Annotated in this window: 16 protein-coding genes; 5 read left to right on the plus strand and 11 right to left on the minus strand. The window is 69.3% G+C overall.

Features of this window, described 5'->3' with window-relative positions:
* Window positions 1–290: 290 nt before the first annotated feature.
* A complete protein-coding gene (locus tag ACXC9Q_RS00055; RefSeq protein WP_457054378.1) occupies window positions 291–1,367 on the plus strand; it encodes a GTP-binding protein in 1,077 nt (358 codons plus the stop codon).
* Here the strand turns inward: ACXC9Q_RS00055 and ACXC9Q_RS00060 are convergent.
* Both ACXC9Q_RS00060 and ACXC9Q_RS00065 read right to left on the minus strand, forming a co-directional pair.
* Window positions 1,364–2,071, minus strand: a complete 708-nt coding sequence (locus tag ACXC9Q_RS00060; RefSeq protein ID WP_457054379.1) for a maleylpyruvate isomerase N-terminal domain-containing protein — start codon at window positions 2,069–2,071, stop codon at window positions 1,364–1,366. The two genes, ACXC9Q_RS00055 and ACXC9Q_RS00060, sit on opposite strands and share 4 nt — an antisense overlap.
* A gap of 58 nt (window positions 2,072–2,129) precedes the next feature.
* Window positions 2,130–2,906, minus strand: coding sequence for an HpcH/HpaI aldolase family protein (locus ACXC9Q_RS00065; protein ID WP_457054380.1), 777 nt, complete (start codon window positions 2,904–2,906; stop codon window positions 2,130–2,132).
* A 72-nt stretch (window positions 2,907–2,978) separates the two neighbouring features.
* Between ACXC9Q_RS00065 and ACXC9Q_RS00070 the strand changes: the two genes are divergently transcribed.
* Window positions 2,979–3,908, plus strand: a complete 930-nt coding sequence (locus ACXC9Q_RS00070) for an aminoglycoside phosphotransferase family protein (RefSeq protein WP_457054381.1) — start codon at window positions 2,979–2,981, stop codon at window positions 3,906–3,908.
* Here ACXC9Q_RS00070 and ACXC9Q_RS00075 read toward each other — a convergent pair.
* The gene (locus ACXC9Q_RS00075) at window positions 3,905–5,434 is read right to left on the minus strand and encodes an acyl-CoA carboxylase subunit beta (RefSeq protein ID WP_457054382.1); all 1,530 of its coding nucleotides are present in this window, start codon (window positions 5,432–5,434) and stop codon (window positions 3,905–3,907) included. The genes ACXC9Q_RS00070 and ACXC9Q_RS00075 overlap by 4 nt on opposite strands.
* 7 nt (window positions 5,435–5,441) lie before the next feature.
* On the minus strand, window positions 5,442–6,605 hold the full coding sequence (locus ACXC9Q_RS00080) for an acyl-CoA dehydrogenase family protein (RefSeq protein ID WP_457054383.1): 1,164 nt from the start codon (window positions 6,603–6,605) through the stop codon (window positions 5,442–5,444).
* A gap of 67 nt (window positions 6,606–6,672) precedes the next feature.
* Between ACXC9Q_RS00080 and ACXC9Q_RS00085 the strand changes: the two genes are divergently transcribed.
* On the plus strand, window positions 6,673–7,104 hold the full coding sequence (locus ACXC9Q_RS00085; RefSeq protein ID WP_457054384.1) for a MerR family transcriptional regulator: 432 nt from the start codon (window positions 6,673–6,675) through the stop codon (window positions 7,102–7,104).
* A 92-nt stretch (window positions 7,105–7,196) separates the two neighbouring features.
* Here the strand turns inward: ACXC9Q_RS00085 and ACXC9Q_RS00090 are convergent, their stop codons facing one another.
* Complete coding sequence (locus ACXC9Q_RS00090; RefSeq protein WP_457054385.1) at window positions 7,197–7,427, minus strand: DUF5652 family protein; 231 nt, start codon at window positions 7,425–7,427, stop codon at window positions 7,197–7,199.
* Between the two features lie 118 nt (window positions 7,428–7,545).
* Here ACXC9Q_RS00090 and ACXC9Q_RS00095 point away from each other — a divergent pair, with 118 nt between their 5' ends.
* Window positions 7,546–8,115, plus strand: a complete 570-nt coding sequence (locus tag ACXC9Q_RS00095) for a dihydrofolate reductase family protein (RefSeq protein ID WP_457054386.1) — start codon at window positions 7,546–7,548, stop codon at window positions 8,113–8,115.
* 21 nt (window positions 8,116–8,136) lie between these two features.
* Here the strand turns inward: ACXC9Q_RS00095 and ACXC9Q_RS00100 are convergent, their stop codons facing one another.
* From ACXC9Q_RS00100 to ACXC9Q_RS00125, 6 genes are read right to left on the minus strand one after another with little or no spacing between them, the layout of a single operon-like run.
* Window positions 8,137–8,964 carry a sirohydrochlorin chelatase gene (locus ACXC9Q_RS00100; RefSeq protein WP_457054387.1) on the minus strand — a complete coding sequence of 276 codons (828 nt, stop codon included), beginning with the start codon at window positions 8,962–8,964 and terminating at the stop codon, window positions 8,137–8,139.
* Window positions 8,961–10,088: a uroporphyrinogen-III synthase gene (locus ACXC9Q_RS00105; protein ID WP_457054388.1), complete on the minus strand. Its 1,128-nt coding sequence runs from the start codon at window positions 10,086–10,088 to the stop codon at window positions 8,961–8,963. The genes ACXC9Q_RS00100 and ACXC9Q_RS00105 overlap by 4 nt, the downstream gene beginning before the upstream one ends.
* The gene (nirD, locus tag ACXC9Q_RS00110) at window positions 10,078–10,419 is read right to left on the minus strand and encodes a nitrite reductase small subunit NirD (RefSeq protein WP_457054389.1); all 342 of its coding nucleotides are present in this window, start codon (window positions 10,417–10,419) and stop codon (window positions 10,078–10,080) included. Before nirD ends, ACXC9Q_RS00105 begins: the two co-directional genes overlap by 11 nt.
* Window positions 10,416–14,354 carry a nitrite reductase large subunit NirB gene (gene nirB / locus ACXC9Q_RS00115; RefSeq protein WP_457054390.1) on the minus strand — a complete coding sequence of 1,313 codons (3,939 nt, stop codon included), beginning with the start codon at window positions 14,352–14,354 and terminating at the stop codon, window positions 10,416–10,418. The genes nirD and nirB overlap by 4 nt, the downstream gene beginning before the upstream one ends.
* Window positions 14,351–16,474, minus strand: a complete 2,124-nt coding sequence (locus ACXC9Q_RS00120) for a molybdopterin oxidoreductase family protein (protein WP_457054391.1) — start codon at window positions 16,472–16,474, stop codon at window positions 14,351–14,353. Before ACXC9Q_RS00120 ends, nirB begins: the two co-directional genes overlap by 4 nt.
* The gene (locus tag ACXC9Q_RS00125; RefSeq protein WP_457054392.1) at window positions 16,471–17,838 is read right to left on the minus strand and encodes an MFS transporter; all 1,368 of its coding nucleotides are present in this window, start codon (window positions 17,836–17,838) and stop codon (window positions 16,471–16,473) included. The genes ACXC9Q_RS00120 and ACXC9Q_RS00125 overlap by 4 nt, the downstream gene beginning before the upstream one ends.
* Window positions 17,839–18,031: 193 nt before the next feature.
* On the opposite strand from ACXC9Q_RS00125, the gene ACXC9Q_RS00130 reads away from it, so the two are divergent.
* The gene (locus tag ACXC9Q_RS00130; RefSeq protein ID WP_457054393.1) at window positions 18,032–20,161 is read left to right on the plus strand and encodes an MMPL family transporter; all 2,130 of its coding nucleotides are present in this window, start codon (window positions 18,032–18,034) and stop codon (window positions 20,159–20,161) included.
* Window positions 20,162–20,498: the final 337 nt, after the last annotated feature.

A 20,498-nucleotide genomic window follows, 5' to 3' on the forward strand; every position in this document is an offset into this window, starting at 1 on the left:
GACAGGACTCAAACAGTCCAGGAGGTATCAGTGCTCACCCACCAGCGGCTACCAGCCACCGAGTCTGTCACCAACCGACCCGATAACACCCATTAGGAGGTAGTGCCCCTCCGCCGCCCGTGGACCGGCCCGCTCAGGCTCACGATCCACCGGGCCGCCCGACTACGTCCTGTCGTTAAGGACCACTTCGGTGCGTTGTGTGCCGGCACCGGGAAAATTCCTGTAGTGGTGGGAAAAGTCGCGGCCGCCGGGCTCTGGACTGATGAAAACCGTTTTCATATACTCGGGGAATGACGGCCGCCCAAGCGAAGACTCCGTTGTCCCTGCTCGCCGGGCTCTCCACGACGCTCCGCGAGCCGGTGCTCGACGCCATGACGGACGCGAGCACAGTGACCGTGGTCGTGGAGCAGGACGAGCTACTCGGGCGGGGTGTGCTGACGTGGCGAGTGCAGGATGCGTCCGGTCCGATGGACGCCGGCGAGTTCGCGGTCGGCGACGACTGCGGCGCCTGCCAGCTGATCGAGTCGCTGGTGCCGCTGCTCGAGACCCTGGTCGCGAGCCGGCATTGGGATCACGTCGTACTGGCGGCTCCCCCGGCGATGGAGGCACGGCCGCTCGTGACCGCGCTGGTGACGGCACTGCCCGAGCTCGTGGTCGACACGGTCACCTGTGTGGTCGACGCAGTACTGCTGGTCGAGCAACTGTCCGGTGACGAATTGCTGGCCGAGCGAGGACTCGCGCTGGGTATGCCGGACCGGCGCAACGTCGCCGAGCTGACCGCACGACAGATCGAGTACGCCGACGTCTGCGTACTCGCGAACGCTCATCGCGGCGCGGCACCCGAGCGGCTCCACAACCTGCTGCTGCATCTGAACCCGCGCACCACGGTCGTCGCCGCCAACCACGAGGGTGCGCCGACCGGACCGGTGGCGCGGACTGGGCTGTTCGACTTCGACGCGGCCGAGGCATGGGCCGGCGAGCTCGCGTCATCGGATCGGGTCCAGCCCAGTGGAGACGGTGTGACGACGGTGCTGTGGAGGTCGACCCGGCCACTGCATCCGGCGCGGCTGAACGACGCACTCGAGGACATCGTGGACGGCGTGGTCCGGAGCCGCGGCGTGGTCTGGCTGGCGAACCGGCCGACGCAGCGGGTCCGCTGGGAGTCGGCCGGGTACAGCGCGTCGCTCGGCATGCTCGGCGAGTGGTCCGAGAGCGAGCACCTCGCGGAATGCACGGTCGTCGCGACCGGGATGGGACTCGATCCGGCCCGCCTGCAGTCGATTCTCGACGCGTGCCTGCTGACCGAGTCCGAGCTCGCCGGCCTGGACTGGCAGGACCTCGACGACCCGTTCGCCGGAGTGCTCTAGCTGAGCAGCGGCAGCCGGTCCGCGTGCGGGCCGAGCATGTCCACGTCGTCCTCGTCGAGCGGCAGCCGGCCGGTTGCCTTCAGGACGTACGTCGTGGTGTCCCAGCCGATCACGTCCCACGCCGCCGGGCCGAACAGACCGTCCAGCGTCCGGGCCGTCACCTGCAGCGCCTCCGGATCCGGTTCGGGCGCGTCGGGAAGGCCGACGATCAGGTCGAGATGGTGAACCGTTGACTCGAGCACCAAAGTCGCGACGAAGTCCTTCGCGTTCAGCACATGGCCCTGTGTCTCGATCCGATGACCCTTCACGGCCAGTCCGACCGCCGCGGCCCGCACCGCCGCCTCGGACACCTCACGCCAGTCCTGGACCAGCAGGCCAGGCTTCCGGTACGCCGCCGCGACGCCACGGACGAATTTCATATCCGGCTCCGCATCACTCTCGGACCGGGGTGGGAAGTCCTGCCAGTAGGTGACGAAATCCCGATCCGGGTCGGCGGTGGCCGGGCTGGCGAATGCGATCAACGCCCGCTGAGCGTCGTACAGGAGATGGACCAGCAGCGGACCGACCGGCATGCCGGCGCATCTGGTCTCCCGCTGGAAGTCCGCGTCGGTCAAACCCTGCACGGTCTCGGTCAGCCGCCCATAGGTCCGCCCCAGCGTCGCCGCCAGCCCCAACGGCAGTGCCCCTCGCTCGGGTGCCTTCATCCAGGCCCTCCTCGGTCCGTCCTCTCCGAACCTAACCCGCAAAGGCGCCTGTGTGTTCCTAGGACCGAGCAGTGTCCAGGTGGGCGGCAGCGATGCCTTCGAGGTGGTTGAGGTCGGAGGAGACGGTGGCGAAGGAGTAGCCCTGGGCCAGCCGGCGTTTCGCGGAGTCGCCGTCGAAGGTGTGGATGCCGGCCGCGATCCCGGCCTCGGCGGCGGTCCGGGCGATCAGCTCGACCGCCTCCTCGAACGGACCGTCGATCTCCGGGTCACGCGGGAAGCGGGCACCCAGCGCGAGTCCGAGGTCCGACGGCCCGACGTACACGCCGTCCAGGCCGGGGGTCGCGCAGATCTCCGCCACGTTCTTCAGGCCGAGCGGCGTCTCGATCATCGCGAGTACGACGGTCGCCGCGTTGGAGTCGGCCGGGACCGGACCGATGCGCAGCGACGCCCGCGTCGGGCCGAACGAGCGCCCGCCGACCGGCGGATACTTGGCCGCCTGGACGGCCCGGGCCACGTCGTCCGAGGTGTCGATGAGCGGCACGATCACACCGGCCGCACCAGCGTCGAGCGCACGCCCGATCGGAGTCGGGTCGTTCGCCTCGACGCGCACCAGCCCGACGGTCTGGCCCGAGCCGATCGCCGCACCGGCGTCGATCGCGAGCAACCCGGTGAGCAGACCTTGGTACCCGATCAGGCCGTGCTGCCCGTCGAGCACGACATAGTCGTACCCCAGCCGCGCGATCCGCTCGGTCGCCGGCGGCGCATCCAGCGTCACCCAGTAACCAACCAGCTTCTCCCGGCCCCGGATCGTCCTCGCGAAATCGTTTGCGCTCACACACTTCACCCTAGCGGGCCACCGCCGGCAAAACCGTTCGCGTGACCGATCTGTGGACGAAAGGATGAGCGCATGCCGACCACCGAGCACCTGCTGCACGAACTCGTCGCCGCGGCCGGCCTGCCCGAGGTGCGATCGACCAAGCCCTTGCGCGGCCACGGGTTCAACCACGAGATCCTGCGCGCGACCCTCGCCGACTCACGCCAGATCGTTCTCCGTCGCCGCCGGCAGGCATCCCGTCCACTCCCGCACGGCCGAACCCGCTTCCTGTCGGAGCACGCCGTACCGGCACCGGCGCTGCTCGGCGGCAACGAGCACGCAACCCTCTACGAGTACATCCCCGGCGAGATGCTGTCGACCTTGGTCGACGAGGACCGGATGACCGACGACGCCTGGAGGACTGTCGGTACGGCGTTCCGCAGGGTGCACGCGGTGCGTTTCCCCAGCGCGATGACCGGTGACTTCGGTCCGGACGCGCTGGTCCTCAGACCGACCGACCCGGTGAACGACCTGCACCGGTTGCTGGCCGACGCGGAGCCCAGGTTGTCGGCCAATCTCCCGTTCGTGATTCCGCACCTGCGGCGCTTGCATGCGGTGATCGACGAGCACGCCGGGCCGCTGCGCGAGACCCCGACCGCGTTGCTGCACGGCGACGTCTTCCTGGCGAACGTGATCGTCGGCCGGTCACAGACCACCTTGATCGACTGGGACGAGCCTCGCGTCGGCGATCCCGCCCGGGAGATCGCCGACCTCGACGAGCGGATCCACCTGATCAACGGCGGCCGGCTCCCCGACGCGTTCTTCGAGACCTACGGTGCGCGGCCCTCGACCACGGCCGTGCACCGGCTCACCGGGGCCATGAGGTGGTTCGCCCACGGTCCCTTCGCCGGGTGGGACATCGACCCCGGCCTCGACCCGGATCAGCGTGCGCAGGCCATCGCTTGGCGCAATGGTCTGGTCGCCTACCTCGCGGGCATCGGCCAACGGCTGAAGGATTTCTAGACCGGCGGGACGCCGTGGCGGCGGTGGGAGAATGTCCGGTCTTTGGACTGCGCGGCGGCAAGGCGGGCGATCAGCTCGTCGCGGAGGTTCTCCGGCTCGACGATGGCATCGATCACCAGGTCGGCGGCCAGGCGGAGAATGTCGATGTCGGTCTCGTACTCCTCGCGCAGCCGGGACACGTACTCGACCCGTTCGCCCTCGTCGGCGATCTCCTGGATCTTGTTGTAGTACACGGCGTTGATCGCCGCCTCCGGACCCATCACGGCGATCTTCGCGGTCGGCAGTGCGATACACGCGTCCGGCGAGAAGCCGGGTCCACACATCGCGTAGAGCCCCGCGCCGTACGCCTTCCGCACGATCACGGACACCGTCGGCACGGTCGCCTCCGACACCGCGGTGATCATCTTCGCGCCGTGCCGGATGATGCCGGCCCGCTCGACCTCGCTGCCGATCATGAAACCCGGTACGTCGCACAGGTACACGAGCGGCACGTTGAACGCGTCGCACAGCCAGATGAACCGGGCCGCCTTGTCCGCGGAGTCGACGAACAGCACGCCGCCCTTGACGGCCGGCTGGTTCGCCACGATCCCGACCACCTGACCGGCCAGCAGGCCGAACCCGGTGACGAGCTCCGGCGCGTACGCCGGTTTGACCTCGAAGAACGTGTCCGCGTCGAGGAGCGCGTCGATCACGTCGTGGATGTCGAACCCGATGCTCTCCTCGGCCGGCACTAGATCCCGGGTGAAATCGCGCGCCGGCGGGGAGGCGTCGTACGACGGAGGCCGTGACTGCCACGAACCGGGCAGGTAGGAGAAGAACTGCTTGGCGAGGTCGATCGCCTCGCTGTCGTCGGTGGCGAGCAGGTCACCGCAGCCGGAGACAGTGGTGTGCATCCGGGCGCCGCCCATCTCCTCCAGCGTCACCTTCTCGCCGACCACCATCTCGGCCATCCGGGGCGAGCCCAGGTACATCGAGGCGTTGCCGTCGACCATGATCACGATGTCGCAGAACGCCGGGATGTACGCGCCACCCGCGGCGGACGGGCCGAACAGGCAGCAGATCTGCGGGACCTTGCCGGACAGCGCGACCTGGTTGTGGAAGATCCGGCCGGCACCGCGACGGCCGGGGAACAGGTCGACCTGGTCGGTGATCCGCGCGCCGGCCGAGTCGATCAGCCAGAAGATCGGCAGCTCGTCGCGGAGCGCGACCTCGGTAATGCGGACGATCTTCTCCACCGTCCGGGCGCCCCACGAGCCGGCCTTGACGGTCGGGTCGTTCGCGACCAGCAGCGCCGGGCGGCCGTCGACCAGCGCGCGGCCGGTGACCACGCCGTCGGCCGGCAGGCCGGGGTTCAGCGCGTTCGCCAGCTGGGCGTCCTCGACGAAGCTGCCCTCGTCGACGAGCAGTGCGATCCGGTCCCGGACGTACAGCTTGTTCTGACTCGCGAGCTTGGCCGCCGCCTTCTCCGGTGGCCCCAGTGTCGCCTCGCGCGCGACCTTGACCTCTGTCCAGTGATCCCGCGTCATGCAGTCATCATTCCACTGGGAGCCCGAGGCTCCGGGCTATCAGCATGCGCTGGACTTCCGACGTACCCTCGCCGATCTCGAGGATCTTGGCGTCGCGGTAGAACCGGGTGACCGGGTATTCCTCCATGAAGCCGTAGCCGCCGAAGACCTGGGTGGCGATCCGCGTCGCCGTCACCGCGGACTCGGTCGCGTAGAGCTTGGCCACCGACGCGGCCTGCTTGAAGTCGGCCATCGAGGCGCCGGCGTCCTTCAGTGCGGCGGCCCGGTAGACGAGCAGCTCGGCCGCGTCCGCCATCACCTTCAGGTCCGCGATCTGGAAGGCGACGCCCTGCTTGCGCCCGATCGGACCACCGAACGTCTGCCGCTCACCGGCGTACTGGACCGACATCTCCAAGCACGCCCGGATGCATCCGAGCGCGACCGCCGCGATCGCGACCCGCCCGTCGTCCAGCGTCGCGAGGAACTGCGCGAACCCCTTGCCGCGCTTGCCGAGCAGGTTCCCCTCGGGCACCCGGCAGCCGACGAGGGAGAGCGGATGTGTGTCCGAAGCGTGCCAGCCGAGCTTGTCGTACGCCGCCTCGGCCACGAAGCCCGGCGTACCACTCGGGACGATGATCGTGGAGATCTCCGCCTTGCCGTCCGCCTTCTCGCCGGTCCGCGCGGTCACGGTCACGCAGGAGGTGATGCTGGAGCCGGAGTTGGTGATGAACTGCTTCGAGCCGTCGATCACCCACTCGCCGCCGTCGAGGACCGCGCGCGTCTTGGTCGCGCCCGCGTCCGACCCGGACTCCGGCTCGGTCAGCCCGAACCCGGCCAGCTTCTGGCCAGCGACCAGGTCGGGCAGCCAGGTGGCCTTCTGCTCCTCGGTGCCGAAGGTGAGGATCGGGTTGATCCCCAGCCCGACCGCCGCCTCGAGCGTGATGCCCATCGACTGGTCCACCCGGGAGATCTCCTCGATCGCCACGCACAGACTCGTGAAGTCGCCGCCCGCACCGCCGTACTCCTCCGGGGCGGTCAGGCCGAACAGGCCGAGCTTCCCCATCTTCTGCACGACCTCCACCGGGAAGTAGTGCTTGCGGTCCCACTCGGCGGCGTGCGGCGCGATCTCCGCCTCGGCGAAGTCGCGGACGCTGTGGCGGAACTCGCGGTGTTCCTCGGACAGCTCGAACATGAGGCACTCCTTGTGCTTGACGCTTACGTAAACGTAAAGCAACCTGGGGTGTGTGCACAATATCCGGGTGCCCGCTGAGACCTGGTCGATCGCCGAACTGGCCGCCGAGTACGACGTCACGCTGCGGACGATCCGGTTCTACGAGGACCGCGGCCTGCTCACGCCCGAGCGCCGCGGCACCCTGCGCGTCTACCACCCCCGCGACAAGGTCCGCCTCGGCCTGATCCTGCGCGGCAAGCGCCTCGGCTTCTCCCTCGACGAGATCGCCACCATCGTCGACATGTACGACGCCGAACCCGGCGAGGAGGGCCAGCTGGAATACCTCCTCACCCAGATCACCCACCGCCGAGCCGACCTCGAACAACGCCGCCGAGACATCGACGAAACCCTCCGCGAACTCGCCGAAGTAGAAGCCCGCTGTCACGCGGACCTGGACTCCCTCCGGTCAGCCGCCGGAGCAGTGGCAGCCCGGCCGGACGGCGTACCGACCAACGGGTAGTACCCCCGCATCGACCGGCGTGGCGGACGGGTGGCAGGGGAAATCGGGCACCACCACCCGTTCGTCGGTACGGGGCTCATGGCGCCTCCGAACTATGCAGCCTTCCGCCGCCCGAACAGGAAGTAGGCAAGCGGCGCGATGCCGATCGAGTTGACCAGCGTGATGACGAGCGCCCAGCGCACCTTGGAGCCGTTGACGTCCGCAGCCGGCCTGCGCGCGAGGTCAACCAGGGCGGCCACCTTCAACATCCCCTCGACTACCGCACCAATGACGACGAGCCGACGCTGAACCGGGCTCAGATCATCCCACCGCTTCGTACTCACACTGTCACGATGCTCCCCCTCCACCCCGCACGCAACCAGCCTCCCCACAACCACTTCCTGTCGATCTGCACATCCTTGGTTCGTGTAGAGGGCGAGAACACGAACCAAGGAGGCAGTCATGGGTGAGATCACGGTGGTTTGCAGTTTGACGTTGGACGGCGTGATGCAGGCGCCGGGGCGGGCGGATGAGGATGTGCGTGGGGGCTTCGAGTACGGCGGGTGGGGGACGCCGTACAGCGAGGACGCGATGGGGCGCGTGCTGGGGCGGCGGGCCGGGCTTCAGGGCGGGATGCTGCTCGGGCGGCGGACGTACGAGGACTTCGCGGGCTTCTGGCCGAAGCAGGAGGACAACCCCTACACGGACGCGCTGAACAAGCAGCAGAAGTACGTCGTCTCGTCGACGCTGACGGATCCCGAATGGGTCAACACCCACGTGATCGGGCTGGACGACGTCGCGAAGCTGAAGAGCGAGCAGGACCTCATCGTCCTCGGCAGCGGCGAACTGATCCGATCCATCCCGGAGCTGATCGACGTCTACATCCTGTTGATCCACCCGCTTGTCCTCGGCACCGGCCGCCACCTCTTCGGCGACCTCCACCAGCCGCTCACCCTCACCCACTCCGAAACCACCACCACTGGAGTGGTTATCGCCGATTACCGGCCCGGCACCGTACCGAACAACGGGTAGTAGTCAGTGGTCAGCGCACCATCACGCCGTGGCAGCGCATTCGGCCAGGCCGAATCGCCCACCACTACCCGTTCTTCGGTACGCAACGGCCTCGTAGCGGCGAAGGGCCAGGTCGGCCAGGCGGGGATCGGCACCCAGCGGCCGGGTCACGGGACGTCCGGCGGCCAGCCGGCGGACGCGGTCGGCGAAGAAGCCGGGTGCCAGCAGGTACGTCGCGACCGCCACCCGCCCCGGGGTCCGCGACAGGACCGAGGCGAGGCGTTCACCCGCACCGGAGACGTAGCCGACGGAGACCGGGCGGTCGACCCGAGCGGAGAGCAGATCGGCGGTCTCGGAGCAGTCGGCGAGGGCGCGGGGGTCGGAGGAGCCGGCCGCGGCGAGGACCACGTGGTCGACGCGCCCCAGGTTGCCGAGCCGATCGGCGAGGATCTCCGCCAGGACTGGCGATGGTCCGAGGGCCGGGGCCGTGCGGACCCGGCCGGGATGGCGATCCGCCTCGATGGCTACGTCGACGTAGATGTGGTGGCCGCCGGACAGCAACAGCGGCACCACCACGGCTTGGTTGCTGTCGGCAACCACGCGGCGGACCAGGCCCGGCAGCGCGGGGACATCGACGTCGACGAACCCGAGGGAGATTGGGATGCCAGGACTCCGCCGGGCCATCAGCCGGACCAGTTCGCGGACCTCGCGGATGCCCCGCGGGTCCGCCGTTCCGTGAGCCACGGCGATGAGGTCCACGCCAGCCGCCCGCCTGGTCGGGCCGGCGACCAGGTCGACGCCGGAAGCCCGCCTGGTCGAGCCGGTGACCAGGTCGACGCCGGGGGTCCGCCTGGTCGGGCCGGTGATCATGTCGGTACCCCGGCGGGTTCCACGGCGAGCCGGTAGCCGCGCCGCACCACTGTCCGCACCAGCTCGGGCCGGCCGACCGCCGTACGCAAACGGTTGACCGTCACCTCAACCGCATGGACGTCTTCGGCCCCGGGCAGTACGGCGAGCAGCGCCGGCCGCGACACCACATCGCCGCCGGCCGCGACCAAAGCGGCCAGTACGGCGCGGGGACCCGGACCGAGCGGCAACACCACGCCATCCAGCACCGCCGCACCGCCGCGGATCACCAACTGCCCGAACTCCGTCTCGATCGACCGGGCGTTGTCCTCGGTGAGCCGGTCGGTCACGATCCGGATCAGCGCACCCAGCCGGTAGCGGTCCGGCACCAGAGGCTCCAAACCCAGCGCCACAAAGGGTCCAGCGGTCACCGGTCCGACGCAGGCGTTCAGCACTCGACCTGTCCGCAGCGACGAGACCAGGGCGTCGTACTGCCCGGTCAGGGCCGCAGCGTCCAGCATGGCCTGGGCACCCGGCGCAGAGGTGTGCACCACTGCGTCGACGATCCCTGTGCAGACCTGACCGATCATCCGCTCGACAACGGCCGGGTCGGGTGCCGGACCCCAGCGGTACACCTCCAGCCCGCGCACCGACGCCCCGGCCGACCGCAATGCGTCCTGCAGCGACGGGTCCGACAGCCCATGCAGTTGTACGACGATCTTCCGCCCGCTGACCCCCTGATCGCGAAGCCACTCCACCACCTCGGCCGTGGTCTCCGACCGAGCGGACCAGTGTTCGACCAGTCCGGCGGCCCGGATCGCACCCCGGGCCTTCGGACCACGGGCGAGGATGCGCGACTGCTCCAACGTGCCGAGCAGATCCGCAGCCAGCCCGGCGGTGTCAGCGGCCTCGATCCAGCCGCGGAAGCCGACCGCGGTGGTGACGACGACGTCGTCCGGCGGGTTCGCGATCACCCGCCGGGACGCCTCGATCAGCGGGTGGTCGTCGGCGACCGGCACGATCTGCAGCGTCGGTGCGTGCAGCACCTTCGCACCCCGCCGCTCGAACGAGGCGATCAGGTCCTCCGCCCGCCGATGCGCGGTGATCGCGATCGTGCAGCCACTGAGTGGCCCGGGCCTATTCGTCATCAAGGAGCCGCACCATTTCATCCACGACCTCGACCTGGTACACGGGCAACGCCACCGACGGATCGTCGAGGCAGGAGCCGGTGCGCAGATCGAAGACCTGCTTGAACATCGGCGACGCGACCGTCGGCACGTCACCGCGGCTACCGACGATGCCCCGCGACATCACGTTCGCCCCGCTGAACGGATCCTGGTTGCCTATGGCAAACACCTGCCCGTCGTGGGTCCGGAACAACGCGATCTGCACCTCGCCGACCAGCGCGGCGATACCACGCTCCGGCAGCAGAGCGTCGTACCGGCAGATCACCGTGTGGCTCACCGCAGTAACGCTCATCGGCGTACCTCCAATCGGGGGCCGGTCAGCAGGACCGGCTCCAGCTGTCCGCGTTCGGCCGGGGTGGCGGGCCGCGGCTGGTTGCGCTCGACCACGTACCGCAGGTCGGCGTCGGGCTGGTCCGGCGCGTTCACGAACGAGACGAACCGGGCCAGCTTGTCGGGGTCGTTCAGGGTCGCCTGCCATTCGTCGACATACGAGTCGACGTGCCTGGCCATCGCGGCATCCAGACCCGCGGCGATACCCAGGCTGTCGTTCAGTACGACGTCGCGCACGTGATCCAGGCCGCCTTCGAGCTCACGCATCCACACCGCGGTCCGCTGCAGCCGGTCGCCGGTGCGGATGTAGTACATGAGGAAGCGATCGATCGCTCGGAACAGCTCCTCGTCGGTCAGGTCGGACGCGAGCAGCTCCGCGTGCCGGGGTGTCATCCCGCCGTTCCCACCGACGTACAGGTTCCAGCCCTTCTCGGTCGCGATCACGCCGACGTCCTTGCCGCGCGCCTCCGCGCACTCGCGAGCACAGCCAGACACACCGAGCTTGAGCTTGTGCGGCGACCGCAGACCGCGGTAGCGAAGCTCCAGCGCGATTGCCATCCCCACCGAGTCCTGTACGCCGTACCGGCACCAGGTGGACCCGACACACGACTTCACGGTCCGCAGCGCCTTGCCGTACGCGTGACCGGATTCGAAGCCGGCGTCGACCAGCCGCCTCCAGATCGCCGGCAGCTGTTCGATCCGGGCACCGAACAGGTCGACCCGCTGACCACCGGTGATCTTCGTATAGAGGCCGAAGTCGCGGGCGACCTCGCCGATCGTGATCAGGCCCTCCGGGGTGATCTCGCCGCCGGGGATCCGCGGGACGACGGAGTACGTGCCGTCCTTCTGCATGTTGGCCATCACGTGGTCGTTGGTGTCCTGCAGCGTCGCCCGCTCGCCGTCGAGGACGTGCCCGGCCGGGTCCAGGCTGGCCAGGATCGACGCGACCACCGGCTTGCAGATGTCGCAGCCCCGGCCGGCCCCATGTCGCTCGACGATCTCGCTGAACGTGCGCAGTTCCGTCACCCGGACCACGTCGAACAACTCGGCCCGCGACAGCGCGAAGTGCTCGCACAACGCCTTGCTGACCTCGACACCGGCCTTGGTGAGCTCGGTGTTGAGCAGGTTCTTCACGATCGGCAGGCACGACCCGCAACTGGTCCCGGCCCGCGTCTTGCCACACACCGACTTGATGTCGCTGCAGCCTTCATCACGTACGGCGCAACGGATCGTGCCCGCGGACACGTTGTTGCACGAACACACCGGCGCGTCGTCCGGCAGCTCGAGCTGGACGGGACCGGCACCTTCCGGCAACAGGAACGCGGCCGGATCCGCGCCGAGCTCCCGACCCACCATCGGGCGAAGTCCGGAGTACGCCGACGCGTCGCCGACCAGGATCCCGCCGAGCAACGTGCGCGCGTCGTCGGACAGCACGAGCTTCTTGTAGACGCCGGCCACCGGGTCGGCGTACACGATGTCCAGCGCGCCTTCGGTCGCGCCGAACGCGTCACCGAAGCTCGCCACGTCGACGCCAAGGAGCTTCAGCTTGGTCGAGGTGTCGGCACCCGGGAAGGTCGCCTGGCCGCCCAGCAGCCGGTCGGCGACGATCTCGGCCATCGTGTAGCCGGGGGCAACCAATCCCCAGACGCGGCCTTCGATACAAGCGACTTCGCCGATCGCCCAGACCCCGGGGACCGACGTCCGGCACGCCTCGTCGACCACGACGCCGCCGCGCTCGCCGATGTCGAGACCGGCGGCCCGGCCGAGTTCGTCGCGCGGGCGGACGCCGGTCGCGAAGACGACCACGTCGGCCGGGAGATCGGGGCCTTCGGCAACGGCCATCGCGCGGGCCGCACCGTGCGAGGTGAGCTTGACCCGCGTCGTCTGCGTCGAGGTCATCACGTCGACGTCGAGCCCGCCGATCAGCCGGGCGAGTGCGCTGCCGCCGCCCTCGTCGACCTGCAACGGCATCAGGCGGGGCGCGAACTCGACGACCTTGGTCGCGGCGCCGAGAGCCCGGAGCGCGCCGGCTGCTTCCAGGCCGAGCAGACCGCCACCGACGACCACACCGTGGACGTCCTTACCTTCGTCCTTGAGCCGCTCGACGTACACCCGCAGTGCGGCGACGTCGTCGACAGTCCGGTAGACGAAGCAACCCTGCGCATCGCTGTTCTTCACCGGCGGCACGAAGGCCGACGAACCAGTCGCCAGGACCAGTTCGTCGTACCCGATCTGCTCGCCCCGCGCGGTCGTCACGGTCTTGGCCGCGCTGTCGAACGAGGCGACCTGCACTCCCTTGCGCAACGTGACGGCCGGGTCGTCCCACAGTTCCGGGTCGCCGAGGGAGAGGTCGTGCGGGTCGCGGCCGGAGAAGTAGCTGGTCAGCGCCACCCGGTCGTACGGGAGCCGCGGCTCCTCAGCCAGCACCGTGATGCGGTACGTGATCTCGCTGTCGCGGGAACGCAGTGCCTCCACGAGCCGGTGTGCGACCATGCCACCGCCTACCATCACAACGTGCCGGGCCTTGTTCAGCTCTGCCATCGTCGCCCTCCTGCTCGGGACTGGTTCGGTCTCGCCGCGACGGAAGCGGTCGAGCAGATCGCCGACGGCGCCGGTGCAACTCCCGCACCCGGTCGTCGCCCGCGTCGTGGCGGCGATGCCGGCGACACTGTCGGCACCCCCACGCCAGGCCGCCTCGATCGCGGCGCGGGTGACGCCGTTGCACCTGCACACGGTCGCCACCTTCTTCTTCGGTACGACGGGTTCGGCCAGCAACCCGTCCGCGGCCACAGGCGTCCGCCGATCCGCCAGCAACACCAACTCCGCGGCCACCTCCGGCGCACCCACCACCACGGCCGACCGGACGATCCCGTCCCGCAGGACGGCTCGCACATACCGCGTGCCGTCCTCCAGCCGCACCACCTCGCCGGCCTCGTCCTTGTTGCCGAGGGCAAGCACGTCGAGTCCACCCGCAGTGAGCCGGACGACGTCGAAGGCCGGCACGCTCGGACCGGTGCCGCCGGAGAATCCCGGCGCGCCGCCGTCCCGCCCGCCGCTCAGCCGCGTCGCGAGCACCTCCGCGTGCGACCACGCCGACGCGACAGTCCCGGTCAGTCGCCCGTCGACCTCGGCACAGTCCCCGATCGCGTGTACCCGTGGGTCGTCGGGGCTGGTCAGCGTCCGGTCGACCACGATCCCGGTCCGCACGGTCAGCCCGGTCGCCAGCTCGGTCCGCGGCTTCACCCCGCACGCGACGACCAGCAACTCGCCGAACACCTGCCGTCCGTTCCGCAGGTTGAGCGCCCGGAACCGCCCATCGCGATCATCTGTCCCGGCGAGGCTCGTGTTGAGCAGCACCTCGACGTCCAACTCCCGCACCGCTCGCGTCACCCGGCGACCGGCCGAGAGCCGAATGCTCTTGTCCAGCAGGGCTTCGCCGTCATGCACCAACGTGACCGCGACACCCCGCTCCCGCAGCGCACAAGCAGTCTCGATGCCCAGCACACCACCGCCGAGCACCACCGCCCGCCGCGCCCGGCCGGCTGACTCAACCACCGCACGCGCATCTCCCACCGACCGCAACGTGAAGATGCCGGCCGCCTCGACCAGCTCGGGCGGCATCACCGGCGTCGCACCCGTCGCGAAGATCAACCGGTCGTACTCCCACTCACGACCACCGGAATCCACCACCACGCGCCGGCCCCGATCCACGGCGACCGCAGCCACCGGCACCTCGTCCCCGACGATGGGCTCCGCGCGGCCGGCGACGTACTCGGTCAACCGAGTGCGGTTGTACGACGGCTCATCGCCGAGGACGGTCACGTCGTCCGTCGGCAGCAGCTCGGCCAGCCGCCGACCCGACATCCCACCGCCGATGATCACCACCCGCTCGGTCATGCGGACACCCCCGTCACCGGAAGGGCGGCGGCAGCGACTTCGACGGCACACGCTTTGAACTCGGGCATCCCGGAGACGGGGTCGAGCGCATCGTTGGTGAGCTCGTTGACCGCGCCGGCACCACCGAAGTGGAACGGCACGAAGACCGTGTCTGGCCGGACGTCGGCCGTCACCCGCGCCGGGAGCACCATTGACCCGCGATCCGTTCGCAACCGGACCGGACGCCCGTCCGCGATCCCCAGCTGTGCAGCCACGCGCGGATGGATCTCCGCGAACACCTCCGGCTCCGCCTCGGCCAACTCCGGCACCCGGCGCGTCTGCGCCCCACTTTGGTAGTGCTGCAACAACCGTCCAGTCACCAGGTACATCGGCGCCGTCGCGTTCAGGTCGTCGGCAACCGGCCGGTGATCCACCGGTACGACGTGCGCACGGCCATCCGGTGTGGCGAAGCCGTCCGCGAACAACCGCGGCGTACCCGGATGCCCCTCGAAGGGGACCGGCCAGAACAGCGCCTCCCCCGCGTCGATCCGCTCCCACGTGATCCCCGAGTAGTCCGCCTTCCCACCCTTGCTGGCCAGCCGCAGCTCGTCGAACACCTCACTCGGATCGGTCGAGAACGCCGCACTACAACCAAGCCGCGACGCCAAGCCGGCAAACACAGCGAGGTCGCTCCGCACCTCACCAGGCGGTGCGACAGCCGCCCGCCGGCGCAGCACCCGCCCTTCGAGGGACGTCATCGTCCCCTCTTCCTCAGCCCACTGCGTGACCGGAAAGACGACATCCGCCAGCAAGGCAGTCTCAGACGGTACGACGTCCGCCACCACCAGCAGGTCGAGAGCTGAGAGCCGCTCGCGCAAGGAGGCCAACCGTGGCGCCGACACCAGCAGGTTGCTCCCGTGGACGAGCAGTGCCTTCGGGCCACCCGTCCTACCAAGGGCATTGATGAGTTCGACCGCGCTCTTTCCGGGCCCGGGGAGTTCGGACGGATCCACACCCCACACACCGGCCACGTCCGCACGAGCCGCCGGATCGGCGATGCTGCGGTATCCGGGAAGTTGATCCGCCTTCTGACCGTGCTCCCGGCCGCCCTGACCGTTCCCCTGACCAGTGATGCAGCCGTAGCCACTGCCCAGCCGTCCGGGCAGTCCGAGAGCCAGTGCGAGGTTGATGCAGGCCGTCACGGTGTCGGTGCCCTTGCTGTGTTGCTCGGCACCACGACCGGTCAGGATGAACGCTCCAGCACCACCGTGCACCGGTGCGGCCGCCGCCAGCACCCGAGCAGCCCGGCGGATGGTTGCCGCCGGCACTCCGGTCACCCGCTCCGCCCGCTCGGGCCACCAGGCCGCGGTCGAGCGGAACAACACCTCCGCGTCGTCGACCCGCTCGTTCAGGTACGCCGTGTCCGCCAGACCTTCCTGCAGTACGACGTGAGTCAGCGCGAGCATGAGCGCGAGATCCGACCCCGGAGTCGCCTGCAGGTGGATCCCGGCACCGTCCTCGGTCAGGCCGGCCGTCGCCGAGCGACGCGGGTCGACGACCAGAAGCCCACCCGCGTCCCTGGCGCCCTGCAGATGCGCGACCGCCGGCGGCATCGTCTCGGCGATGTTGCTGCCGACCAGCAGGACGGCACCAGCACCGCCCAGATCGGCCAGCGGGAACGGCAGCCCACGGTCGATGCCGAAGGCCCGGTTGGTCGCAGCCGCGGCGGACGACATGCAGAACCGGCCGTTGTAGTCCACGTTCGCGGTCTTCAGCGCAACCCGGGCGAACTTGCCCAGCGCGTAGGCCTTCTCGTTGGTGAGACCACCACCACCGAACACAGCGACCGAGTCACTGCCATGATCGCGCTGCAGCGATCGGATGCGCTCGGCAACGAAGTCCAGCGCCGCGTCCCAGCTCGTCTCCACCAAGTTGCCCGCCGCGTCGCGCACCAGTGGCACGGTGAGCCGGTCCGGCACCGTGAGTACGTCGGGAGCCGTCCATCCCTTGCGGCACAACCCGCCCCGGTTGGTCGGGAAGTCTTGTGGCCGCACCTCCACTGCACCCGGCCGGTCGACCGGGTGCAGCGTGGTGGCGCACTGCAGAGCGCAGTACGGGCAATGAGTGGGGACGCCCTTCACACGCGCTCCCGGCTGAGCGGGCCACCCTTGCGCAGGTAGCAGAAGTACGTGACGGCCACGCAGAGGACGTAGAAGCCGCAGAAGACGTACAGCGCCGGGACCAGGGAGCCGAAGTGACTCGTCGACATCGCGAACCCCCGCGGGACCAGGAAGCCGCCGTACGCGCCGACCGCGGAGGCGATCCCGATGCAGGCCGCCGCCTCCCGCCGGGCCCGGCCCTGATCGCCCGGTGTGGTCAGCCGGAACACCGCCGGGATCATCCGGTACGTCGATCCGTTCGCCGCCCCACTGGCGACGAAGAGGACCAGGAAGCTGGTCAGGAATGCCGCGAAGCTGCCCGCGTTCAGCGAGACGATCGCGGCCAGGATGCCCAGGCCCATCACCACGAACGAGCAGACCGTCACCCAGGCGCCGCCGACCCGGTCCGACAGCTTGCCGCCGAACGGCCGTGCGACCGAGCCGACCAACGCGCCGAGGAACGCGATGTGCGCCACCGTGATCTCGGGGAACGTGGTCTTGATCAGCAGCGGGAACGCCGCCCCGAACCCGATGAACGAGCCGAACGTGCCGATGTAGAGGAACGAGATGATCCAGGTGTGCGGCCGCTTCGCCGCCGCGACCGAGGTCCGGAACGACGAGGTCGCGACGGACAGGTTGGCCATCACCTTCCAGGCGAGGAACGCGGCCAGCAGGACCAGCGGGATCCACATCAGGCCGGCCCGGTTCAGCGACAGCCCGGCGCCGGCGACGATCACGATCGGCACCAGCAGCTGGACCACGGCGACACCGAGGTTGCCGCCGGCCGCGTTGATGCCGAGCGCGAAGCCCTTCTCCTTCTCCGGGTAGAAGAACGAGATGTTCGTCATGCTGCTGGCGAAGTTGCCGCCGCCGACACCGGCGGTGGCCGCGACCAGCGCCATCACCCAGAACGGTGTTTCCGGCCTGGTCGTGAAGTAGGCCAGCCCGCTGGTCGGGATCAGCAGCAACAGCGCGGAGACGACGGTCCAGTTCCGCCCACCGAACCTCGGTACGGCGAATGTGTAGGGCAGCCGCAATGTCGCGCCGACCAGGCTGGGCAGCGCGACCAGCCAGAAGAGCTGGTTCGTGTCGTAGCCGAAGCCGGCCTTGGGCATCGAGACCACGACGATGCTCCACAGTTGCCAAACGGAGAAGCCGAGGAACTCGGCAAAGATGGACGGCCACAGGTTGCGCCGCGCCACCGCGCGGCCCTTCGCGGCCCAGAAGCCGGCGTCCTCCGGGTCCCAGACATCGATCCAGCGCCCGCGCCGCGGCACCTCGACGGTGCCCACCGCACCGGTCTGGTCGCGTAGAGTGACGACCTCCGGTCGTGTCTCGAGCGTCATCGTGCGTCTCCGATCATCCGACCTGTTCGATTAGGCCAGGACGCTATGACCGGGGTGTTTCCACGTAGTCATCTTGTTGTTACGCCGCCGAAACGGCTCCCGCACACCCGGCGCCGGGTGGTGAGAGAAGAAGGATCCGGCCTGGGTACTGTGCCGGTGACCGACAGGCGGAGGGGACAGCGTGCGACAAGACATGAGCCGGGCCCGATGGAAGTGGCGGGCGGCCATCGCCGCCGTGCTGATCGGCTGGCTGGTGCTCGGGGCTCTGGGCGGGCCGACGGTGGGCAAGCTCAGTGAGGTCCAGGAGAACGACAACGCCAACTTCCTGCCGAAGCAGGCCGAGTCGACGTTGGTCGCGAACGAATCTGCCAAGTTCGTGGACTCCAAGGCCCTGCCGTACTTCGTCCTGATCGTGCGCGACTCCGGCATTACGCCGGAAGATCTGGCCAACGCCAACGCGTTCCTCGCCAAGGTCCCGACGATGGAACTCGGCGGCGGCAAGACCATCGGCGACTACCTCGCCGCGCCGGCCAGGACCGTGATCCCGTCGGGGGACAAGAAGGCCCTCCTACTCACCGTCGAGCTGGACGGCGAACGTGCCGACGAGGTGGTCAAGCCGGGCGAGACCGTGCTGTTCGCGGTCGCCGACACGATGCGCACCAGCATCAAACAAGACCTCACACCCACTGGTCTGACGGTCTACGTCACCGGTCCGGGCGGCGTCTTCGCGGACTTCGTCGTGGCGTTCAGCGGGATCGACGGGATCCTGCTCGGGGTCGCGCTCGCGGTCGTCTTCGTCATCCTGCTGATCGTCTACCGGAGCCCGATCCTGCCCATCGCGGTCCTGCTGACCGCCGTCTTCGGGCTCGCCCTGGCCGCACTCGTCGTCTATCCACTGGCGAAGCACGGCGTACTGGAACTGAACGGGCAGAGTCAGGGCATCCTGTTCATCCTCGTCGTCGGCGCCGCGACCGACTACTCGCTGCTGCTCGTCTCGCGCTACAAGGAAGAGTTGCACGACTACGAGAGCAAGTACGAGGCGATGCGGGTCGCCTGGCGCGCGGCGATCGAGCCGATCGCGGCCAGCGCGGCGACGGTCATCCTCGGTCTGCTCTGCCTGCTGCTGTCCCAGCTCGGCAGCACCAAGGGCCTCGGCCCGGTCGGCGCGATCGGCATCGCCGGCGCGCTGATCGCCGCGATGACCTTCCTGCCCGCGATCCTGCTCGCCTTCGGCCGGCGGATCTTCTGGCCGTCGATCCCGCGCCTCGACCACGTGCACGCCCGCGACCAGGTCGGTGGCCGCAAGCTGTGGGGCCGCATCTCCGGCCTGGTCGGGCGCCGCGCGCGCCGGGTCTGGGTGATCAGCGCGCTGGCGCTGCTGGCCTGCGCCGCGTTCCTGCCGACGTTCAAGGCGAGCGGCATTTCACAGGAGGACCTGTTCCTCGACAAGGTCGAATCCGTCACCGGCCAGCAAGTGCTCGCCCAGCACTTCGACGCCGGCGCCGGTACGCCGGTCCAGATCCTGACCCCGGCCGCCCAGGCGGACCAGGTGGTGCAGACCGCATCGAAGGTCGACGGCGTCGGTACGGCGTCCGCCTCGGCGGCACCCGGCGTACCGCCGAAGGTTGTCGACGGCAAGGTTCTGGTCCAGGCCACGCTGAAGGTGCCGGCCGACTCACCCGCGGCGACCAAGGTGGTCCAGCATCTGCGGACCGAGCTGGACCACGTCAGCCCCGACATCCTGGTCGGCGGCAACACGGCGATCAACCTCGACGTCCTCGACGCCAGCAAGCGGGACCTGCGGGTGATCATCCCGGCCATCCTGGCGCTCATCTTCGTCGTACTGACGCTGTTGCTGAGATCGCTCGTGGCAGCCGTCCTGCTGGTGGTCGCGAACGTGCTGTCCTTCGGCGCGACCGTCGGGGTGAGCGCGCTGGTGTTCAACCACGTGTTCAAGTTCCCGGGCGCGGATCCGAACATCCCGCTCTACGCGTTCGTCTTCCTGGTGGCCCTGGGCATCGACTACTCGATCTTCCTGATGACCAGGGTGCGGGAGGAATCCAAGGAACAGGGCACCAGACCGGGCATCCTGGTCGGCCTCGCGGTCACCGGCGGCGTGATCACCTCAGCCGGCGTCGTCCTCGCGGCCACCTTCTCCGCCCTCGCCGTCCTCCCCATCCTCTTCCTCGTCCAGATCGCCTTCATGGTCGCCTTCGGCGTCCTCCTGGACACCACCGTCGTCCGCTCCCTCCTCGTCCCGTCTCTCGCGTACGACGTCGGCCCACGCGTCTGGTGGCCAAGCACCTTGAAAAACCAAGAATGACCCGGGGCGCTTCGTCAGGAAGCCGCCCAACGACGGCGGGCTGAGACAAGAACCGGTGGGTCGAGACGAGGACGGCTGTCCTGTCGTTTCCGTGGGTGCCCCAGGGCTCAACCCCAACCCAGCCGACACCACTGCACCAGCCCCGGCCGCCCGACTGCCCCACCCGGCCGCCCGACTGCCCCACCCGGCTGCCTGGCTGCCCCGCCTCGCTGCCCCGCGCGGCTGGCTTGGTCGGTCACTTTGTGCACCAGATCCGTACGGCCCGGCCCTCCGCGCACGGATCTGGTGCACAGAGTCGATCTCTGCTGCGGCCGAACCCGGTTCGGCCAGGTGCCGG

This window comes from Kribbella sp. CWNU-51, assembly GCF_054073265.1.

Excerpts from the sequence above, each read along its gene's own strand:
- ACXC9Q_RS00070 (WP_457054381.1), top strand. The coding sequence starts at position 2,979 with ATGCCGACCACCGAGCACCTGCTGCACGAACTCGTCGCCGCGGCCGGC.
- ACXC9Q_RS00075 (WP_457054382.1), bottom strand. The coding sequence starts at position 5,434 with ATGACGCGGGATCACTGGACAGAGGTCAAGGTCGCGCGCGAGGCGACA.
- ACXC9Q_RS00095 (WP_457054386.1), top strand. The coding sequence starts at position 7,546 with ATGGGTGAGATCACGGTGGTTTGCAGTTTGACGTTGGACGGCGTGATG.
- ACXC9Q_RS00080 (WP_457054383.1), bottom strand. The coding sequence starts at position 6,605 with ATGTTCGAGCTGTCCGAGGAACACCGCGAGTTCCGCCACAGCGTCCGC.
- ACXC9Q_RS00105 (WP_457054388.1), bottom strand. The coding sequence starts at position 10,088 with ATGACGAATAGGCCCGGGCCACTCAGTGGCTGCACGATCGCGATCACC.
- ACXC9Q_RS00055 (WP_457054378.1), top strand. The coding sequence starts at position 291 with ATGACGGCCGCCCAAGCGAAGACTCCGTTGTCCCTGCTCGCCGGGCTC.
- nirB (WP_457054390.1), bottom strand. The coding sequence starts at position 14,354 with ATGACCGAGCGGGTGGTGATCATCGGCGGTGGGATGTCGGGTCGGCGG.
- ACXC9Q_RS00125 (WP_457054392.1), bottom strand. The coding sequence starts at position 17,838 with ATGACGCTCGAGACACGACCGGAGGTCGTCACTCTACGCGACCAGACC.
- nirD (WP_457054389.1), bottom strand. The coding sequence starts at position 10,419 with ATGAGCGTTACTGCGGTGAGCCACACGGTGATCTGCCGGTACGACGCT.
- ACXC9Q_RS00100 (WP_457054387.1), bottom strand. The coding sequence starts at position 8,964 with ATGATCACCGGCCCGACCAGGCGGACCCCCGGCGTCGACCTGGTCACC.
- ACXC9Q_RS00060 (WP_457054379.1), bottom strand. The coding sequence starts at position 2,071 with ATGAAGGCACCCGAGCGAGGGGCACTGCCGTTGGGGCTGGCGGCGACG.
- ACXC9Q_RS00130 (WP_457054393.1), top strand. The coding sequence starts at position 18,032 with ATGAGCCGGGCCCGATGGAAGTGGCGGGCGGCCATCGCCGCCGTGCTG.